This window comes from Candidimonas nitroreducens, assembly GCF_002209565.1.
Taxonomy (GTDB): Bacteria; Pseudomonadota; Gammaproteobacteria; order Burkholderiales; family Burkholderiaceae_B; genus Candidimonas; species Candidimonas nitroreducens.
Genome location: NZ_NJIH01000003.1, coordinates 260729 through 279035 on the forward strand (window position 1 = coordinate 260729; position 18307 = coordinate 279035).

Genomic DNA, 18307 nt, shown 5'->3' on the forward strand with positions numbered 1-18307 from the left:
GCGGTCGATGACGATTTAAATATATGGCCTGGCGCCGGAAAAGGAAAAGAGTAATCATGAAGGTTCAGCAAATACATGAATTTGGCGCTCCTGATGTCTTCAAGATCGCCGAAGTGGAAAAATCCGAGCCCGGATCGGATCAAATTCGTGTGCGCCAGATGGCGACCAGCGTGAACCCGGTCGATATCAAAATCAGACAAATGGGGCCGTCCTTTGCCCCTGCTCTTCCGCCTGTACTGGGTTGCGACGTGGCCGGCGTGGTAGATGCCGTGGGTAAGAACGTATCGCGCTTCCGTACCGGCGACGAGGTGTACGGCTGCGCCGCCGGAGTCATCGGACGAGGGGGCAGCTACGGAGAATACGTCGTCGTCGATGCCGAATTGATGGCGAATAAGCCAAGAACCCTCGGTTGGCGTGAGACTGCCGCCCTGCCGCTGGTGACTATCACCGCCTGGGAAGCCTTGGTGGATCGCTGTCATGTGAAACCGGGAGACCACGTATTGATTCACGGGGGCGCTGGGGGTGTGGGCCACATAGCGATTCAAATCGCCAAGGCACAAGGCGCCTATGTGGCCACCACAGTATCGACGGATGAAAAAGCTGAAATTGCCCGCCGTTGCGGTGCCGACGAAATTATCCGTTATCGAGACGAGCTAGTTGCGGATTATGTCAAGCGATTGACTGATGGGCGCGGCTTCGATGTGGTCTTTGACGCCGCCGGCGGCTCGGACATCGCAAAATCCTTTGAAGCCGCGCGCGTCAGGGGGCAAGTAGCAACTATCACGACGGCCTTTACGGCTGACCTATCTCCCATGCATGGCAAGAGCCTGACGCTGAACGCGGTACTCATGCTCGCAACGATGCTGCGCGGAGCGTCTCCGGAACATAATGGGGAGATTCTTACCAAGGCGGCAGTATTGGCCGATGCAAAGAGACTGAAACCTGTATTGGACGAACAACGTTTCGGTCTATCCGATGTAGGCGCAGCGCATACCCGCCTCGAATCCGGCAACGCCGTCGGCAAGGTTGTTGTCGATATCGCCGATGGCCTCGACAACGCATAATCGGCGCCCGATCTCAGTGTCGATCTTTTGAGCGGACTGAACACCTTAGGGAAGGTCTGATCAAGCTCGGGCGCTCGAGAACGGATTCCCCAAGGCTCATGCCGCTAGTGACGCGCAGTCGATGACGTAGCGGTATTTCACGTCACCCTTGAGCATCCGTTCATAGGCCTCGTTGATCTGATCGGCACGGATCATTTCAATGTCCGCAACGATACCGTGTTCGGCGCAGAAATCCAGCATTTCCTGGGTTTCGGGAATGCCTCCTATCATCGAGCCCGCCAGGCTGCGGCGTTTCGTGATCAGGTTGAATACTTCTGGCGAAGGGTGTGGAGTGGCGGGCGCGCCCACCAGCGTCATTGTGCCGTCACGCTTGAGCAGCGCAAGAAACGCATCGAGGTCGTGCGGCGCGGCCACCGTGTTGAGGATAAAGTCTAGGCTTCCGGCATACGCCGCCATTTCGTCAGCGTTGCGCGAGACGACTACCTCGTGCGCGCCCAATGCTCTGGCCGCCTCGCGCTTGGACTCGGATGTGGTGAAGGCCACTACATGCGCGCCCATTGCGTTCGCGAGCTTGATGCCCATGTGGCCCAGCCCGCCGATACCGACTACACCGACCTTGTGATCCGGCCCCACCTTCCAGTGGCGCAGCGGCGAATAGGTGGTAATGCCCGCGCACAACAGCGGCGCCACTGAAGCCAGTTGCGTCTCGGGGTGGCGCACGCGCAGCACATATCGCTCATGAACCACAATCTGCTGCGAATAGCCGCCCAGTGTGTGGCCGGGCGCGTCCGGGGTCGGCCCGTTGTAGGTGCCGACCATGTGATCACAATAATTCTCCAGCCCGTCTTCACACTCGTCACAATGCTTGCAACTGTCGACGATGCACCCTACTCCGACCAGGTCGCCGACCTTATGGCCGGACACGTGGGCGCCCACGGCCGAGACGCGGCCCACGATCTCGTGGCCGGGGACGCAGGGATAGAGCGTGCCCGCCCACTCGGAGCGTACCTGGTGCAAGTCCGAGTGACAGACGCCGCAGTAGGCGATGTCGATCTGCACGTCGTGCTCGCCCGGCGCCCGGCGCGTAATGGCGAGCGGCTCCAGGGCAAGATTACTGGCGCGGGCGCCATAGGCTTTGATGGTCATGATGTTGTTCCTTGAGTTTCTGAATCATTTAAAGACCCGCGTCACGCTCAGAACCGCCGCCAGCGGCCAGTCGGCCTTCCCGCTGGTGAATCTGCGTGATGGCACAGGTCACGCATGTGTCTTGCGTGGCGCGGCCTCGCGTCCGACCATCGCCAACTGCGATGGCGCGTAGCGTTCGCCTGCGACGGGAATTCGCGCGGCGGCCGTCTCGATGTCTATCAGCTCGGCTCGCGAGAGCTCGACATCGGCGGCGCCCAGATTCTCTTCCAGCCGATGGATCTTGGTCGTGCCGGGGATAGGTGCAATATACGCCCGTTGCGCAAGCAGCCACGCCAAGGCGATTTGAGCGGGTGTCACGCCCTTGTCATCGGCGACCCGCTTCAACAGATCGACCAGGGCCTGGTTCTTTTGCATGGCTTCGGGCGAGAAACGCGGTACCGATTTGCGGAAATCCCCTTCGCCCAGTCGCGTGTCCTTGTTCATCGCACCAGTGAGGAAGCCCTTGCCCAGCGGGCTGTAAGGCACGAACCCGATACCGAGTTCGTCGCAGGCCTGCAAGATGCCATTGGTCTCGACTGCGCGCCACCACAGCGAATACTCGTTCTGCACGGCGGCCACCGGCTGCACCGCATGGGCGCGGCGCAGCGTCTGCACGCCAGGCTCCGACATGCCGAAGTGCTTGACCTTGCCCTCGGAGACCAGGTCTTTGACGGTTCCCGCCACATCCTCGATCGGCACGTCCGGGTCTACGCGGTGCTGATACAGCAGGTCGATCGTCTCGATGCCCAGCCGCCTGAGCGAGCCTTCGACAGCCCGGCGGATGCGCTCGGGGCGGCTGCAGACACCCCGGTTCTCACCGGTTTCGAAGTCAATGTCGAAACCGAACTTGGTGGCGATCACGACCCGATCGCGGAATGGGCGCAGCGCCTCGCCCACCACCTCTTCGTTGGTGAACGGGCCATAGACCTCCGCCGTGTCGAAGAAGGTCACGCCGCGCTTCACGGCCGCGCGGATCAGCTTGACGCCCTCGTCCTTCGGCAGCGCCTCGCCATAGCTGAAACTGATACCCATGCAGCCTAGACCGACGGCTGAAACTTCCAGATTTCCAAGATTGCGCATTTGCATGTTATTGCTCCTGTTCAGAATCAAGGCCTGACCATGAGGCCTCGATGAATTCACGAACGCACGCCTCAGCGGGTGCTGATCATGGCGTTGCTTCTCGAAGGCTGCATTGTTCATAGCCTCGTGCCGTCTCGGCTCGCGCCGCCAGGGAAATCAGGACGGCGGCCGCGAGTAAGGTGGCGGCGCTGGCCGCGAGCATGCTTTTGTAGCCGCTGTAATCGAAGAGCAGGCCACCTGCAGTCGAGCCCAGTGCGATCGAAAACTGGATTATTGCCACCATCAACCCGCCGCCCGCTTCAGCGTCCTGCGGAAATGTGCGCGGCACCCAGACCCACCAGCCCACCGGTGCGGCAGTGGCGATCAGCCCCCAGAAACCCAGTAATACCACCACTGCGGTTGACCAGTTGCCGAGTTCGACCAGAGACACCGCAATGGCTGCCATGAACACCGGAGCGCCGATCAGCGTTCGATAAATGCCGCGCTTGAGCACCGAGCCGATCAACGTGGTGCCAATAAAGCCTGTCACACCGATGACCAGCAGAATCATGGTCACCATGGAGTCATCGACCTGCGTGACGGTTTCGAGAAAGGGCCGGACATAGGTGAACAGCGTAAATTGGCCCATGAAGAAGAGACCCACGCCCAACATGCCAAGAGTTACAACCGGGCCGCGAAAGAGCTTGAATGTATGGCCGGGGCCGGTCTTGCGAGGCTCGATATGCATGGGCGGCAGGCTGATCCATTGCCAGAGGAACGCAGCCAGAGCCACTGGCACCAGACAGAAAAAGGCCCCGCGCCAGCCGATAGCCCCCCCTAGCCAGGCGCCCAGTGGCGCGGCTACCACGGTGGCCAATGCGTTGCCACCGTTGAAGATTGCCAGTGCGCGCTGCACTTGATGTGTTGGCACAAGCCGCAAAGCAGTAGCCGCCGACATCGACCAGAAGCCGCCCACCACGACACCAATGAGCGCTCGCCCGATCATGTAGACGAAATAGTTCGGTGCCAGCGCTATGACCGCGCCCGACAGCGCCATGATCCCGGTCAGGCACAGAAGCAGCGTCTTGCGGTTCATGCGGCCCGCCAGGGTCGAGATGAACAGGCTCGTCAGTACGGCGAAGCCGCCCGAGATGGCAATACCCCGCCCGGCCATGCCCTCTGTGACCTGAAGATCCGCCGCCATGGGCGTGAGCAGACTCACAGGCATGAACTCAGAGGCGATGAGCGCGAAAACGCACAACGTCATTGCGAATACGCCCCCCCAATAGGCCGGTGGTGCGTCGATCCTCTGTGAAGTGATAGACGTGGGCGCAAGCGCGCCGTTTACTTGATCTTTCATAAAATGTGTTGCTGTCCCATGCGCGCTCGAGGCGGATACCGCTTGAAGCAGGCTGTCAGCCCGTCAAACGGGATTCTGTCCATTTGATCGTATAGATCGACGTTATCCGCGCTGGGCACCAACGGCACGTTGGGTTTTTTCATGACGAGCATTTTGACGGAGATGAAGGGCATTGACTAGCTAATGAAAACTTAAATGCCTTATTAGTTGTTCTAATTAATCGTTCGTGAAATACTGGCCTCATGGCCAGACACAACTTCAACGATCTCCTGTATTTCATCACCGTCGCACGGGAAGGCAGCTTCACCCGCGCCGCAGCATTGCTGGGGGTGACGCAGTCGGCAATTAGCCAGGCCATCAGCGGTCTGGAGGCGCGGTTGAAGATTCGCCTGCTCACGCGCACGACCCGCAGCGTATCGCCCACTGCGGCGGGCGAACGGCTTCTACAAGCGATCGGGCATCGTTTCGATGAAATCGAGTCGGAATTGGACGACCTCACGCAGATGCGCGACAAGCCGGCAGGGACGGTGCGAATCACCTGCGGAGACTACGTCTCGCGGCATACGCTGCTGCCCAAGCTTGCGCCGCTGCTGCTCGAATATCCTGACATCAAGATCGAGTTCGACGTGAACTACGGCTTTCGCGATATCGTGGCCGACCGCTTTGACGCCGGGGTTCGGCTGGGGGACACCATCGATAAGGACATGATTGCGCTGCCGATCGGGCCGCCGCTTTGCATGGCGGTCGTAGCCTCCCCCGCCTATTTCAAGACGCATCCCAAGCCCATGCACCCGCGCGATCTGATGAACCATAGATGCATCAACATGCGGATGCAGTCGGGCGGAGGCCTCTTCGTCTGGGACTTCCAGCGCAAGGGTCGGCAGGTCAATGTCCGGGTGGAGGGCCAGCTCATTATCAACACCTCGCCCGCTATCGTGGACGCAGCCCTGGCGGGGCTGGGTGTAGCGTGGCTACCGGACGGAGAATTCGACCCGCACATAGAGGAAGGACGCCTGGTACGCGTGTTGCAGGACTGGTGTGCTCCCTTTGCAGGCTATTACCTGTATTACCCCAGCCGTCGGCAGCCTTCGCCGGCATTCTCGCTGGTGGTAGAGGCATTGCGTGATGAGGCGGGCCGCCGCTGAGCGTGGCATCTATCGCAGGGATCGCCCAGCTGCTCGACACATGATTCCGTCGCGCCGTGCGTGATCAGCGTCGGGCACGCTCATGTTTTCATGGGCTCGATTTTGCAACGGTCGATTGATGCGCCTGCTCCAGCAGCCAGTCGCAGAACACGCGCGCCTTGGACGATAGTGTGCGGTTCTCGGGAAAGACGATGTAGTAGGCGGACGACTGGCGCAACGCCGGCTGATCCTGCAGCACACGCACCAGCTGGCCGCTGGCGAGTTCGGCGCTGATCATGATCGAGTTGGCGAGCATCACCCCTTGCCCTGAAAGCGCAGCCTGCATCGCGAGCGGGTACTCGTTGAAATGAGGCCCCGGTATTGATGGTTCCACATTCGACCCTGCACTTCTGAACCATTCCGCCCAAGGCATGAATGGGTGATGGATCAAGGTGCACTTGCGTAATTCCCCGACTGTTCTTGGCAAGCGCCCGTGGCGATATGCCGGGCTGCAGACTGCCAGATAGACGAGATCGTCCAGTGGCAGCCGATCCGCGCGCAAGCCTGGCCAGACACCTTGGCCGAAACGCAAGGCGAGATCCACGTCGTCGTGACTGAAATCGACCAGCGCGATGGCCCCGCTGAGGTTGATTTCAAGACGCGGGTGGCGTTGCCGGAAGTCCGCCAGTCGCGGCACCAGCCAGATCGCGAGTGAAGGCGGTGCGCTGACGTTCAGTGTCTGTGGCCGGTCATCTGCGCGTACTTCCGCAACACCCTTCGCAATAAGCGCCAGCGCCTCGTTCATCGCAAGGTAGAGTCGCTGGCCGTCCTCGGTCAGCAGCATGGAGTGGCCCGCACGCCGGAACAGCTTGGTTCCGAGTTCGGCCTCTAGCGCCTTGATCTGGTGACTGACGGCACTGTGCGTGAGGAACAATTCCTCGGCAGCACGGCTGTAGCCATGGTGGCGCCCTGCGGCCTCGAAGATGCGTAGAGCCTTGAGCGAAGGCAGGTGATCCGGCATGGGGAAATGTTAGCCCAGCTCACCTATCTGGTCAAAAAATCTCGTTGGATTTCAGCGTCATGCAGGCATAAATTTTCGGCTTCTGTTCGACGAATTGCGGAGCCCAAAATGGACTGTTCCAACTGCACCACGCTCGACCCGCGGCCTTGCCCTGAACGGGCCGCCGCATCAGCCGGCGTTTCGCTATGGGTGCCGGCCGGCCTGGCGATGGGCGCGGCCGCCGCACTGGGCTTTGCGCGGTTTGCGTACTCCCTGTTGCTGCCCGCAATGCGGCACGGCTTGCATTGGAGCTTTGCCCAGGCGGGTTCGCTCGGAACCGCGATGGCGGTGGGTTACTTGCTCGGGTCGCTGCTGACCGTCCAGGCCGAGCGCTGGCTTGGCACCGCGCGCGTGTTCGTGCACGGGCTTCTTCTTACCGCCGCGTCACTGCTGGCCATGGCCCTGTTCCATGACTATGGGGCACTGCTCCTGCTGCGCTTCATCGCGGGTTTCGCGACGGGCTGTGTATTCATCGCCGGTTTCAGCCTCGCCGCGCGGGCGGGCGCGGCCTCGGGCCGCAGCAGCCTGTTTACCATCATTTACGGGTCTGGCGCGGGGATCGGCATGGTCTTGAGCGGCCTGCTCCTTCCGCCTGTGCTGGCCTCGGAATGGAACTGGGCGGGCAGCTGGATAGTGCTGGGGCTGCTGACGCTGTTTACTATCGCGCTGGCGATTCCGGCAGTGAAGCGTGTCCCCCCGATGGCGGCTGCGGCGGCGGACGGCGCGGGCGTCTCGCTGGGTCGGTTGCGTCCGATTTTGTGGGCCTATTTCCTCTATGGCGCTGGCTACTATGCGCTGATGACGTTTGTGATCGCCTACCTTCATGCCGCTGGCTACGGTCAGGCGCGCATCGTGGACTTCTGGATCGTGGCGGGACTGGCGGTCAGTGCTTCGATGGCTCTGTGGGGGCCCTTGCTTGGCCGCCTGAGCGGCAGCCGCGGGGTAGTCCTGACCACAGGCGTATTGATTGCGAGCGCGCTGGTGCTGCTTTTGCAGCATGGCGTCGCCGCGGTCATGCTCTCGGCAGCTTTGTTCGGGGGATCGCTGATGGCCAGCGCGTTTGCGCACCTCGACTACGCGCGCGGACTCGTTCCCTCGCATGCGTGGACGCGGATCATCGCGGCGATGACTGTCATGTTCTCGCTTGGGCAGACAGCAGGGCCGTTGCTGTGCGGGTCGATCGCCGACTATGGCGGAATGCGCATCGGCATGTTTTCTGCAATCGGCCTGCTGGTGCTATGCATTGCGCTTGCGTCACGACAACGCGGATCGACGGTGTCTGCGTAGCTCAAGTCGGCACCGGACAGAATCTACGCCGATCTGCAATGTTCTTACCGGCATTCGTGCTGGCCTATGCCTCGATAATTTGCAAACCGTAAACGTAATGAGACTCTCCTATCGCTATCAGATATTGCTGCTGGCTCTGACTACCTTCGTCGCCGGCGCCAACGAATACATCCTCGCCGGGGAGCTGGATCTGGTTGCACGCGGCCTCGGCATTTCAATAGGATTGGCGGGCCAGCTCATTACCATCTACGCACTGGTGTATGGGTTGTGCGTGCCCGTGGTGGTGGCCTTGACGGGGCGTATCGGACGCCGCACGGTGCTCGTCGCGGCGACGGTCGGTTATGCGCTCGTCAGCGGCCTGTGCTTCTTCGCCTATGACTTCCGGGTCTTCGTCGCGTTGCGCGTGCTCCAGGCACTGCTCGGCGGCCTGGCCGTCGTTTCGTCACTCTCGACTGCCGCCGTCATGGCCGGGCCCGAACGTCGGGGCCGTGCCATTGCCACCGTCATCATGGGATTCACGACGTCCCTCATCGTCGCAGTGCCAATAGGGCGCGAAATTGTGCTGCATTTCGGCTGGAACGCCGTATTCCCATTGACCGCGGTGCTTGGGCTGATCACGGCCTTCATCCAGCGCTACGCGCTGCCGGTGTTGACTCCCGCCGCCTCTATCCCCTTGCAGGAACAGGTGGCCATGCTGACGCGTCCGGCAACCATTGCGGGACTGCTGGTCACCGTGCTCTGGATGGCGGGCTACACGCTGACATACAGCTATCTCACGCCTTATCTGCTCAACGTGCAGCATGTTTCGGGCAACTGGATCAGCGTGATTTTTCTGGCATTCGGGTTTGCCAGCCTGATCGGTTCGCGCCTGGGCGGCTCCTTTAACGACAAACTCGGGCACCATGCCACGCTGGTGATGCTGAAGATTCTTCAGGCGATTTTCCTGGTGGCGATGCCGGCCGTCGCGCTGGCATGGCCGCACGGCTCGCTCCCTACCATCACCATCGTGCTGATGCTCTGGTCGATCACGGCCTGGGCCTGCACGCCCTCGCAACAGGTTCGCGTTGCCGGCATCAATGCGAAGGCAAGCGGGGTGCTGGTCGGACTGAACCAGTCCAGCATACAGATCGGCATTGCAGCGGGATCGGCACTTGGGGGTGTTGCGGCGAGCGCATTTGGCCTGTCGTGGCTACCCTGGCTGTCCGCGCTGCTGGAGATCGGAGCCCTGATGCTGTTGCTGGCTCTGCATCGCGTGAAACTCAGCGTTCGGGCTGCCCGTGCATAGCGATTTTTCAACAGCTGGCGGCCGCAGCTGTCATGAAGCGGCCGCGAAAGCACTCAGGGGGTTCCAGTCATGAAAGTTCTTCTCGTCTACGCGCATCCGGAGCGCACGTCTGTGACGCATCACCTTGTAGAGCTTGCCGCCGAGACGCTTACGGCTCGGGGTCACGAGATCATGCGCTCCGATCTGTATGGCATGGGCTGGAAGGCCGTGTTCGACGGCCGGGATTTCCCTCAGCGGGCCGACCCGAACCGCCTGTCCCTCATTGAGGAATCGGGGCACGCCTTTGCCAACGGCTGCCAGACCCGAGACGTCGAGGAGGAGCAAAGAAAGCTATTGGCGGCTGACGCGGTGATTTTGCTGTTCCCGCTCTGGTGGTACAGCATGCCCGCGATCATGAAGGGATGGGTGGATCGAGTGTGGGCCTATGGCCTGGCCTACGGTTATCAGGGAGCGGGCAATGCGCACCGCTATGGCGAAGGCGGTTTTGCCGGCAAGCGCGCACTGCTGGCGGTCTCTGTCGGCGGGCCGGAGCAAGACTATTCGCCCCGTGGCATCAACGGGCCATTGGAGCAGCTGCTTTTCCCCATCACGCACGGGACGCTGTTCTTCCCCGGCATGCAAGTGCTGCCCACCTTCGCGGTCTATGGTGCTGCCACCATCGGTGCCCAAGGCGTGGCCGAAGCGGCCGCAGCTTGGCGGGGGCGGGTGCAACGGTTGTTCGATGATGAACCCATCGCCTTCCGCCCGCAGAACGGCGGGAGCTATCCAGACCGGCATGTGTTGGCGGATCATGTTGCGCGGGGACAGACAGGGTTGATGGCGCATGTTGCCGGAGCTGTCATGCTTGACGGTCACAACGACTCGTTCCCCGCCGCGTTCGTGGAACCTTGCTATGAAGACGGTTGATGGACATGCGTTACTGCGGTACTCCGGCGGCACGCCATCGACGCGTGCCAGGCTTTGGATATGCCTGTGGCGCTCGAGTGCAAGCGCCACATGGGCGGCACGGGGCATATCCGCCGTGGGGATGGCGTGAGTTTCGAAAAATGGCTCATGCCGGTTGCTCGGCCGTGTGCATTTCGCTGCCTATTAGCTGCAGCGCGGCTTGGCGGAATTTGATGGCCGCCTGGTTTGCTTCGGCTTTCCGGCTTACGAGCACGATGTTGGTGTCGGTGCCCGGATTCGCCAGAGGCCGGAAACAGACCCCCTGGATGCCCGTCACGCTAAAGAGGCTCGGAAGTATGGAGACGCCGCAACTCGCGGCCACCAGGCCGATGATGGTTGGCGCTTCGCGTACTTCCATTGCGACTTTCGGGTCGAAATCGGCATCCCGGCACAGCTTCAGGATCTTGGTATGCAGGGTCGTTCCGTCGTCGTGAGGAAACATCACCAATTTTTCATGCCGCAGGTCATTCATCTCGACCACGGGCAAGATGGCCAACGAATGGGAGCTCGGCATCGCCACATATAGCGGGTCGTCTTCGACCGGCATGAATTCAAGAGCGTCGCCGCTTGCGATTCCGAAAGGCCGTATGAAGCCGAGGTCGAGTGTGCGGTCGTTAATCGCCTCCAGCTGCTTCATGGTCGGCATTTCGTGCATCCGCAGCGCGACTTCGGGGAAATTCGTGCGATAGGCGTTGATGAGCTTCGGGAAAAATGGGGCGTAGGGGACGGATCTGGTAAAGCCGATCGACAATTCCCCTTCCTCGCCGCGCTCGGCCCGGCGAGCGTGCTCGCCGGCGTCGGCCGACATCGTCAGAACCCGCTTGGCCTCTTGCAAGAATACGGATCCTGCGCTGGTCAATCTTACCTTGCGGTGCGATCTGTCCAGCAGCGTTGCACCGATTTCGGCTTCCAGGGCTTGTATTTGCTGGCTTAGCGGTGGCTGCCCGATGTGCAGCCGCTCGGCCGCGCGCGTGAAAGACAATTCTTCTGCGACCGCAACGAAGTACCGTAGGTGGCGTAGTTCCATTTATTATCGTTTTAAAATATACAAAATAACAGAAATATATATTGTACAGATATATTTGGCCCGAGTAGTATCCCGCTATCAAGCAAGAGAGCGGGGAAATCGTGGCAAAAGCAGGGCTGCGCAGCAGGCAAAAAATCAGTGGGCCAGGCCGGACACATGTGCCGATGACTGGGGATTTGCGCCTGGCTCGTGCCGGGAGTTGCGTCGGCCGATATGGCGCGGCCGCAAGTGTGTCCGCCCGGGGCTAGGATCTTGACCTCGCAGACGCTGCGCGCTGGGCCGGCACGTCCGCCCCAAAATAGTGCTGCGCTTGAGCGCCGGATGGCTGGTGTTCTGTGCCTGGACGATTTCGAGTCTCAGGCGCGCAAGCGTCTTCCGCGCGCGATATTCGGCTATATCTCGGGCGCCGCAGAAACGAATGCTTCGCTGCAATTGAATCGGGACAGCTTCCGGGACTATGCATTCGTCCCGAATGCGCTGGTTGATGTGTCCAAGCGCAGCCAGGAAGTGACGCTGTTCGGCAAGACATATGCAGCGCCGATTGGCATGGCGCCGATGGGCTTGAGTGCGCTGTTTGCCTATCGCGGAGATCTCGTGCTGGCGCAGGCCGCAGCGCGGGCCGGCATACCGATGATCATGAGCGGCTCATCGCTGATCCGCTTGGAGGAAGTTGCTCAGGCGTCCAAAGATGCCTGGTTCCAGGCTTATCTGCCCGGCGACCCGTCGCAGATTTCCGCGCTGATCGCGCGCGTGGCCCTTGCCGGTTTTGAGACCTTGGTCGTGACGGTGGATACCCCTGTTCAGGCAAATCGCGAAAACAATGTGCGCAGCGGGTTTTCGACACCCCTGCGGCCGACGCTGCGCCTGGCATGGGATGGATTGACGCACGCCCGCTGGCTATGCGGAACATTCTTGCGGACGCTGGCTCGCCATGGCATGCCGCATTTTGAAAACAATTATGCAACGCGCGGGGCGCCTATCCTCTCGCCCAATGTCTTGCGTGATTTCTCGGATCGGGGCCATCTTACCTGGGATCATTTGCGCGAGATCCGGCGTATGTGGCGGGGCGCCCTCGTCATAAAAGGCATTCTGAACAAGGATGACGCCGTGACTGCCTGCCGGGCCGGTGTCGACGGCATCATCGTTTCCAATCATGGCGGCCGGCAACTCGACGGTAGCGTCGCGCCGTTGCGCGTGCTGCCGTCGATCGTTGATGCGGCGCGCGACATACCAGTAATGATCGACAGCGGCGTACGCCGGGGCACGGATGTGCTGAAAGCCATAGGGCTGGGGGCGCGCATGGCTTTCGTCGGGCGGCCCTTCGCCTACGCGGCCGCCGTTGCGGGCGAGCCCGGAGCCGCCCATGGCATCAAGCTGCTCCAAGACGAGATATTGCGCGACATGGGCTTGCTGGGGATCCATTCCTTATCGCAAATGGGCCCTGAGCGCCTGGTTCCTGCCAGGCCGCTGCCGGCGTCCCATCTTTGATTCACTGCGCCAAATCCAGGAGGCAATATTGGCGATTCAAAAAAAGGTAGTTCGCTCCGGCACATGGACCAATCCCATATTCGACCAGATTCTGGGTGCGATGGCGGATGTAGATCTCGACGTCATTCAGATAGCCGGCGCCGACAATGAAGGCTGGCGCGTTCTGGAACAGGCCCACGCATACCATCTGATGGCGGCAAAGGACGAGCTTCCGCCGCAGTGGCAGGTCACCGAAAGCCTTCTGCGGCGCTGTCCGAATTTGCTGTGTGTGTCCAGCTCGGGGGCTGGCTACGACACGATAGACGTGGAGGCATGTACGAAGGCCGGCGTGGCGGTGGTCAATCAGGCCGGCGGCAACGCGGTGTCGGTGGCGGAGCAGACGATCGGGCTGATGATCGCCGTGTCGCGGCGAATCTGCGAACAGAACCACAAGCTCAGAACCGAACGTGGCTACTCGCGCGAGGACATGATGGGGCACGAGATCGGCGGCCGGATCCTGGGGCTGGTTGGTGTGGGCCACATCGGAACGCGTGTGGCCGCGCTGGCGCATGCATTCGGCATGACGGTGCTGGGCGTCGATCCTTATCTTGACGCGGCAGAAATTGCACGTCGGGGCGCAGTCCCCGTTACGCTGGATGAACTGCTCGGGCGCGCGGACATCGTCTCGCTGCACTGTCCTCGAACGAAAGAGACCACCGGCCTGATCGGTGCGGAGGCATTCGGAAAAATGAAGCCGGGGGCGCTGTTCGTCAGTACGGCGCGCGGCGGCATTCACGATGAAGAGGCGCTGTTCGAGGCATTGTCCTCAGGCCGCTTGAGGGGGGCGGGGCTCGATGTGTGGAGCGCCGAACCTCCTCCGCTGGATCATCCGCTGCTCGGGCTCGACAACGTGGTGGCGACCTTTCATACGGCCGGGGTATCGCACGAGTGCCGCTTCAACGTCGCAAAGATTGCCGCCGAACAGCTGCAGGTATTTTTGACCGGCGGGCGCCCTCCGCGCCTGGTCAACCCTGAGGTGTGGAATTCCGTCACGCAGCGTATCCGGGACGCAAATCTGCTTTGAATCAATCAAGTAATCCGAGCCCGCAGCAGTGTCGACGGCCTGTTGCGGCGGAATGTCTTTAACCATGTAGAAGAGGAGACTCGCAATGCAAACGCAGTTGAAGAGCACGAGGCGCCGAGCGCTGAACAATATGCTGGGTGGGCTCTGCCTGGCTTTGGGGCTCGCTGGCACGGGGGTGGCGGCCAGTGCCGCGGACTATCCCGGCAGGCCGATCAGTGTCCTCGTCGGTTATGCGCCGGGCGGTGGTTCCGACCTTATCGTGCGTCTGCTTGCGCCCTACATTCAAAAGGAATTGGGCCAGGGTGCAATTCTGACGGTGCTGAACCATCCGGGCGCCGGAGGCGCAATCGCCTTTGCCGAGCTGGCCCGGGCCAAGCCCGACGGCTATACGATAGGCCTGATCAATACGCCGAATGTTTTGACCATTCCGATCGAGCGCAAGACCACATACAAATGGACGGATTACGACCTGCTTGGCAATATCGTCGATGATCCGGACAATTTTTCCGTCCGGGCCGATAGCCCGGTCAAGAGCTTGCGCGATCTGGCTGCCTACGCCAAAGCCCATCCGAATGAGGTTACCGTGGGCACTACTGGCGTAGGGTCGGACGATCATCTTGCGATGCTGAAGTTCGAGAGAGGCGCCGGCGTACAGATGATCCACGTCCCGTTCAAAGGTGCTTCTGAAGTGCGTACGGCTCTTCAAGGCGGACAGATCACCCTGGCTGCGGTGAATATCGGCGAGGCGCTGCAGTTTGAAAAAGGGGGCGGCGAATTCCGTAATCTGGGCGTGATGGCCGAGTCGCGCACGGATCTGGCTCCCGATCTTCCTACTTTCAAAGAACAGGGCTACGACATCACCCTCTCTTCGCTGCGGGGCCTGGCCGCACCCAAGGGGCTGCCGCCGGAAGTTCGACAGCGCCTGGTGGATGCGGTGGGGCGTGCAATCGCGAACCCCGAATTCCAGAAGAAGGCCCGATCCATGTTTGCCCCCCTGCGCTACCTGGCCCCGCAACAATACAAGGCCGAGCTGTCCATGGAGGAAGAGCAATTCCGCCAGCTCTGGAAAACCATGCCGTGGCGGGACGACAAATAAATCCGCGGTGCGCATCGGTGCTGCAGGCGCCACGCGCGCCGCAGCGCCTGTGCCTTTTGTTCACGCCAGTCCGGGCAGCAGCATCTTGGCGCCGGCGAACACCATTTCTACGGCAATGGCCGCAAGTATCATTCCCATCAGGCGCGTCACGACGACGCGCATCTTGACCGACAGCAGCCTGCCGATCGAGGCGGCGAAGTACAGAACTACGAACAGCGACAGCAGCACCGCAACCAGTACGATGCCGAACGACACGTATTGGGCGGCGCCGCGTACCTGCGCCGAGTAGATGATCAGCGTGGCGATGGTTCCGGGGCCGACTATCATGGGGAACGTCATCGGGTAGAAGGTGATGCTGTCGTCCGGTTCGCCGCCGCCGGCGGCCGCATCGGCGTGTTTCTCGTGTTCGCCCCGTTCGTGGGACGTGACCGGGCTGCCATTGAGCATGGAGAACGCGATGCCCAGCAGCACCAGGCCGCCGGCTACGCGGAACGCATTGATCGTCACGCCGAAGAAGCTGATGATGTAGCCGCCCGCGAACGAAATGACGACGCACATCACGGTGGTATAGAGCAATATTGCAAGCGCCATGCCGTGCTGCTCGGCGACGGTCTTGTCGGTCGTCATGGACAAGAAGATGGGCAGGGTCATGAAGGGATTCATGATGGCGAACAGCGCGCCCAGGAATTTGGTGGCGAAAACCATGTCCATCGCAGCAGTCCTTTTGCGGGTTTCGATGGCCGCAACGGCGACGGCTGGCCGCAGGCGGCATCCAATGCTGCGCGCGGGGCTTGCGGCGAAAGCGGGCAGGCCAGGCGATGACATGCGTGCCTCATTGGAGTATGTTTCGAGCATTTATATCACGGGAGTTGCGGCATGCTGAATGCGTGCCTCGGGTGGCACGATATCTTGCAGGGCATGGCCGGGCGAGTCTTGCTCGCCGTCTGCATATTGATTCTGATCCTGCCTGCCCGCTGCCCGCTGCCCGCTGCCCGGGGTGCGTGTATGCTGATATGATTTTCGTTTACCTACGCTCTGATCCCAGCCATGGCGACGGATCAGATCAATCGTGGTGGGGTCGGTACACCAAGCCGAGGAAGCCAACGGGAGCATGGAAACCAAATATCTGCACAGTTTCATTGCTGTCATAGAGCATGGTTCTTTTGCGGAAGCAGCAAGGAGATTGAACCTTACTCCCGCTGCCCTGGCTGCGCGGGTCAAGACACTGGAAGAAGACATAGGCGCCACGCTGATCGCCCGCGCCGGGCGCAGTGTCGAGCCCACCGAGGCGGGCATGAAAATCATCGAGCGCGCCCGCTCGATCATCAACGAGACGCGGGACATTCGTGCCATCGCCAATAATGACGAACCCTTGGGTGAACTGAGGCTGGGCGTCACGACGTCGACCCTGGCGCAACTTACGCCTTTGCTGCTCAAGACCGTATATGTACTTCATCCGAAGATGAAGATCTTTGTCGAGTCGGGCTCGTCCAGCTACCTCTACCAAAGAGCCGTTACGCGCAGTATTGACGCGGCCATCATGGTTCAGCCGCTGTATCCCGCGCCCAAGGGCTTCGAATGGGAGCCTGTCAAGGAAGAGCCGCTGGTTGTTATTGCGCCGCACGAAATGCGGGCGGCCGATCCTCACGAGCTGCTGAACAATCAGCCCTTCCTGCGCTTTGATCGATCCATGCGTGGGGGGCATATTGCAGAGCTTTATCTGCGCAAGCACCGGATATTTCCCAATGAGCGCCTGGAGATCGACACGCTGATGACGATCGCCTGCCTGGTCAGGGACGGGGTGGGTGTATCGCTGATTCCCGACTGGGCGCCAGACTGGGTAAACAGCCTGAACGTTGCTCGCTTGGCACTGCCTCACAACACCTTGGCCAGGAATATCGGTGTGTTCTGGTACGTGCATTCGCCGCATTCCAGAATCGTCCGCACCATCATAGAAAATAGCAGGAAGCTGTTCCCGAAATCTGCGGGCCCTGCGTGAAACCTGGCCGGTTGAGCAGGAAGCAGAGCGGTGGCTAGGCGGCCCTCAGGCTGCGCGCCAGGCCCGGCCGATGCAGGAAGCGCCTGCCATCTGCGTGCAGGTCGCTGACTCGGGTCAGGCCGAGCATGGCCATGTCCCTGTCGATTTCCGCGGACAGCAGATCGATGGCTTGCTCTATGCCCTGCTGGCCCGCGACCCCCGCGGCATACGCGAATGGCCTGCCGACGAATACGCATCGGGCGCCCAGTGCCAGGCACTTGAGGACGTCCGAGCCGCGGCGTATGCCGCCATCGAGCATGATGGGAACACGGGGGCAGCGCTCGACGACGAGAGGCAGCATTTCGAAGGGGGACACGGCGCCGTCCAGCTGACGCCCGCCATGGTTGGAAAGAATGATGCCGTCGGCGCCCAATTCGACCGCCATGGATGCGTCTTGGGGGCTCAGGATGCCCTTGACGACCAGGGGGTGCTTCCATAGCCCGCGGATGCGTTTCAGGTGTTCCCAGTTCAGGTGGCCCCTGTCCGAGAAGTCCCGCTCGATATTGCGGGAGACGATAGGGGCGCCGCGCGTTGCATAATTGTTTTCGAAATGCGGGATGCCGTGTTTGATGACGGTTTTGAGGAATGTTCCCGCCAGCCACCTGGGATGGGATATGCCTTGCCAGAACAACCGCGGCGTGAAGCGCAGCGGCGTGGAAAAACCGCTGCGTATGTAGTGTTCTTTGTTTGGATTGATGGGAGTGTCGACCGTGATGACGAGGGTCTTGAACCCCGCCTGGATGACCCTGCGTATCAGCGCGTCGATCTGATCTATGTTTCCGGGCAGGTAGGCCTGGAACCAGGTTTGCGGATTGCGTTGTGCCACTTCTTCGAGTGGGATCAATGAAGATCCGCTCATTATCATCGGGATTTGCCGGCTCGATGCGGCGTTCGATAGTGCCAGGTCGCCTCGGTATGTGAAGAGGGCGCTGAGCCCCACGGGGGCAATGCCGAAAGGCTGCGCGTATCGTTGGCCGAAAAGCTCTACGCCGCAGTCCCGGCGCGATACATCCACGAGCACTCTGTTGACGAACGCACAGCTTTTGAAGGCATTGATGTTGTTGTCGAAAGAGGCGCGCTCTTCCGCCGCTGCGGATATGTAGCCAAAAATAGGTTCCGGCAGCAGGCGTCGCGCATGGCGTTCAAAGTCATTCAGGCACAAACAACTCTTTAGAGCCTTTTTCATACGATCTCGAATCGGTCAGGCTGTGATGGCCCGCTCGACG

The 18307-nt window shown here is 61.0% G+C and carries 16 protein-coding genes and 1 pseudogene; 9 read left to right on the forward strand and 8 right to left on the reverse strand.

The window, feature by feature from the left end; translation table 11 throughout:
- The first annotated feature begins 56 nt into the window (after positions 1-56).
- Positions 57-1064, forward strand: a complete 1008-nt coding sequence (locus CEY11_RS04920) for a zinc-dependent alcohol dehydrogenase family protein (protein ID WP_088602245.1) — start codon at positions 57-59, stop codon at positions 1062-1064.
- A gap of 96 nt (positions 1065-1160) precedes the next feature.
- Here CEY11_RS04920 and CEY11_RS04925 read toward each other — a convergent pair whose 3' ends face one another.
- The 3 genes from CEY11_RS04925 to CEY11_RS04935 all read right to left on the reverse strand — a co-directional run bounded on the left by CEY11_RS04925 (position 1161) and on the right by CEY11_RS04935 (position 4575).
- The gene (locus tag CEY11_RS04925; protein WP_088602246.1) at positions 1161-2210 is read right to left on the reverse strand and encodes an NAD(P)-dependent alcohol dehydrogenase; all 1050 of its coding nucleotides are present in this window, start codon (positions 2208-2210) and stop codon (positions 1161-1163) included.
- A 108-nt stretch (positions 2211-2318) separates the two neighbouring features.
- Positions 2319-3335 carry an aldo/keto reductase gene (locus CEY11_RS04930; RefSeq protein ID WP_088602247.1) on the reverse strand — a complete coding sequence of 339 codons (1017 nt, stop codon included), beginning with the start codon at positions 3333-3335 and terminating at the stop codon, positions 2319-2321.
- A 79-nt stretch (positions 3336-3414) separates the two neighbouring features.
- Positions 3415-4575 carry an MFS transporter gene (locus CEY11_RS04935; RefSeq protein ID WP_088602248.1) on the reverse strand — a complete coding sequence of 387 codons (1161 nt, stop codon included), beginning with the start codon at positions 4573-4575 and terminating at the stop codon, positions 3415-3417.
- 335 nt (positions 4576-4910) lie between these two features.
- Between CEY11_RS04935 and CEY11_RS04940 the strand changes: the two genes are divergently transcribed.
- Positions 4911-5813 carry a LysR family transcriptional regulator gene (locus CEY11_RS04940; RefSeq protein WP_088602249.1) on the forward strand — a complete coding sequence of 301 codons (903 nt, stop codon included), beginning with the start codon at positions 4911-4913 and terminating at the stop codon, positions 5811-5813.
- 88 nt (positions 5814-5901) lie between these two features.
- Here CEY11_RS04940 and gcvA read toward each other — a convergent pair whose 3' ends face one another.
- The gene (gcvA, locus tag CEY11_RS04945; RefSeq protein WP_088602250.1) at positions 5902-6813 is read right to left on the reverse strand and encodes a transcriptional regulator GcvA; all 912 of its coding nucleotides are present in this window, start codon (positions 6811-6813) and stop codon (positions 5902-5904) included.
- Positions 6814-6921: 108 nt separating this feature from the next.
- Here gcvA and CEY11_RS04950 point away from each other — a divergent pair, with 108 nt between their 5' ends.
- The 3 genes from CEY11_RS04950 (at position 6922) to CEY11_RS04960 (ending at position 10330) form a co-directional block, all read left to right on the forward strand.
- A complete protein-coding gene (locus tag CEY11_RS04950) occupies positions 6922-8139 on the forward strand; it encodes a YbfB/YjiJ family MFS transporter (RefSeq protein ID WP_158215184.1) in 1218 nt (405 codons plus the stop codon).
- Between the two features lie 97 nt (positions 8140-8236).
- The gene (locus CEY11_RS04955; protein ID WP_158215185.1) at positions 8237-9424 is read left to right on the forward strand and encodes an MFS transporter; all 1188 of its coding nucleotides are present in this window, start codon (positions 8237-8239) and stop codon (positions 9422-9424) included.
- A gap of 69 nt (positions 9425-9493) precedes the next feature.
- Positions 9494-10330, forward strand: a complete 837-nt coding sequence (locus CEY11_RS04960; RefSeq protein WP_088602253.1) for an NAD(P)H-dependent oxidoreductase — start codon at positions 9494-9496, stop codon at positions 10328-10330.
- Positions 10331-10475: 145 nt separating this feature from the next.
- On the opposite strand, the gene CEY11_RS04965 is transcribed toward CEY11_RS04960, so the two are convergent.
- Positions 10476-11204, reverse strand: a complete 729-nt coding sequence (locus CEY11_RS04965; RefSeq protein WP_233154760.1) for a LysR family substrate-binding domain-containing protein — start codon at positions 11202-11204, stop codon at positions 10476-10478.
- Positions 11205-11225: 21 nt separating this feature from the next.
- Positions 11226-11396, reverse strand: a pseudogene (locus tag CEY11_RS25650) (LysR family transcriptional regulator); the annotation flags it as partial.
- Between the two features lie 213 nt (positions 11397-11609).
- Between CEY11_RS25650 and CEY11_RS04970 the strand changes: the two are divergent.
- The 3 genes from CEY11_RS04970 to CEY11_RS04980 all read left to right on the forward strand — a co-directional run bounded on the left by CEY11_RS04970 (position 11610) and on the right by CEY11_RS04980 (position 15043).
- Complete coding sequence (locus tag CEY11_RS04970) at positions 11610-12884, forward strand: alpha-hydroxy acid oxidase (protein WP_198958833.1); 1275 nt, start codon at positions 11610-11612, stop codon at positions 12882-12884.
- Positions 12885-12912: 28 nt separating this feature from the next.
- Positions 12913-13947 carry a hydroxyacid dehydrogenase gene (locus CEY11_RS04975; RefSeq protein WP_408608099.1) on the forward strand — a complete coding sequence of 345 codons (1035 nt, stop codon included), beginning with the start codon at positions 12913-12915 and terminating at the stop codon, positions 13945-13947.
- Positions 13948-14032: 85 nt separating this feature from the next.
- The gene (locus tag CEY11_RS04980; RefSeq protein WP_088602256.1) at positions 14033-15043 is read left to right on the forward strand and encodes a tripartite tricarboxylate transporter substrate binding protein; all 1011 of its coding nucleotides are present in this window, start codon (positions 14033-14035) and stop codon (positions 15041-15043) included.
- A gap of 60 nt (positions 15044-15103) precedes the next feature.
- Here CEY11_RS04980 and CEY11_RS04985 read toward each other — a convergent pair whose 3' ends face one another.
- Positions 15104-15754 (reverse strand): MarC family protein, encoded by a 651-nt coding sequence (locus tag CEY11_RS04985; protein WP_088602728.1) that lies wholly within the window; start codon positions 15752-15754, stop codon positions 15104-15106.
- 400 nt (positions 15755-16154) lie between these two features.
- On the opposite strand from CEY11_RS04985, the gene CEY11_RS04990 reads away from it, so the two are divergent.
- Entirely contained in the window at positions 16155-17042 is an 888-nt protein-coding gene (locus CEY11_RS04990) for a LysR family transcriptional regulator (protein WP_088602257.1), read from the forward strand.
- A gap of 34 nt (positions 17043-17076) precedes the next feature.
- On the opposite strand, the gene CEY11_RS04995 is transcribed toward CEY11_RS04990, so the two are convergent.
- The gene (locus CEY11_RS04995; protein WP_088602258.1) at positions 17077-18267 is read right to left on the reverse strand and encodes an alpha-hydroxy acid oxidase; all 1191 of its coding nucleotides are present in this window, start codon (positions 18265-18267) and stop codon (positions 17077-17079) included.
- Positions 18268-18307: the final 40 nt, after the last annotated feature.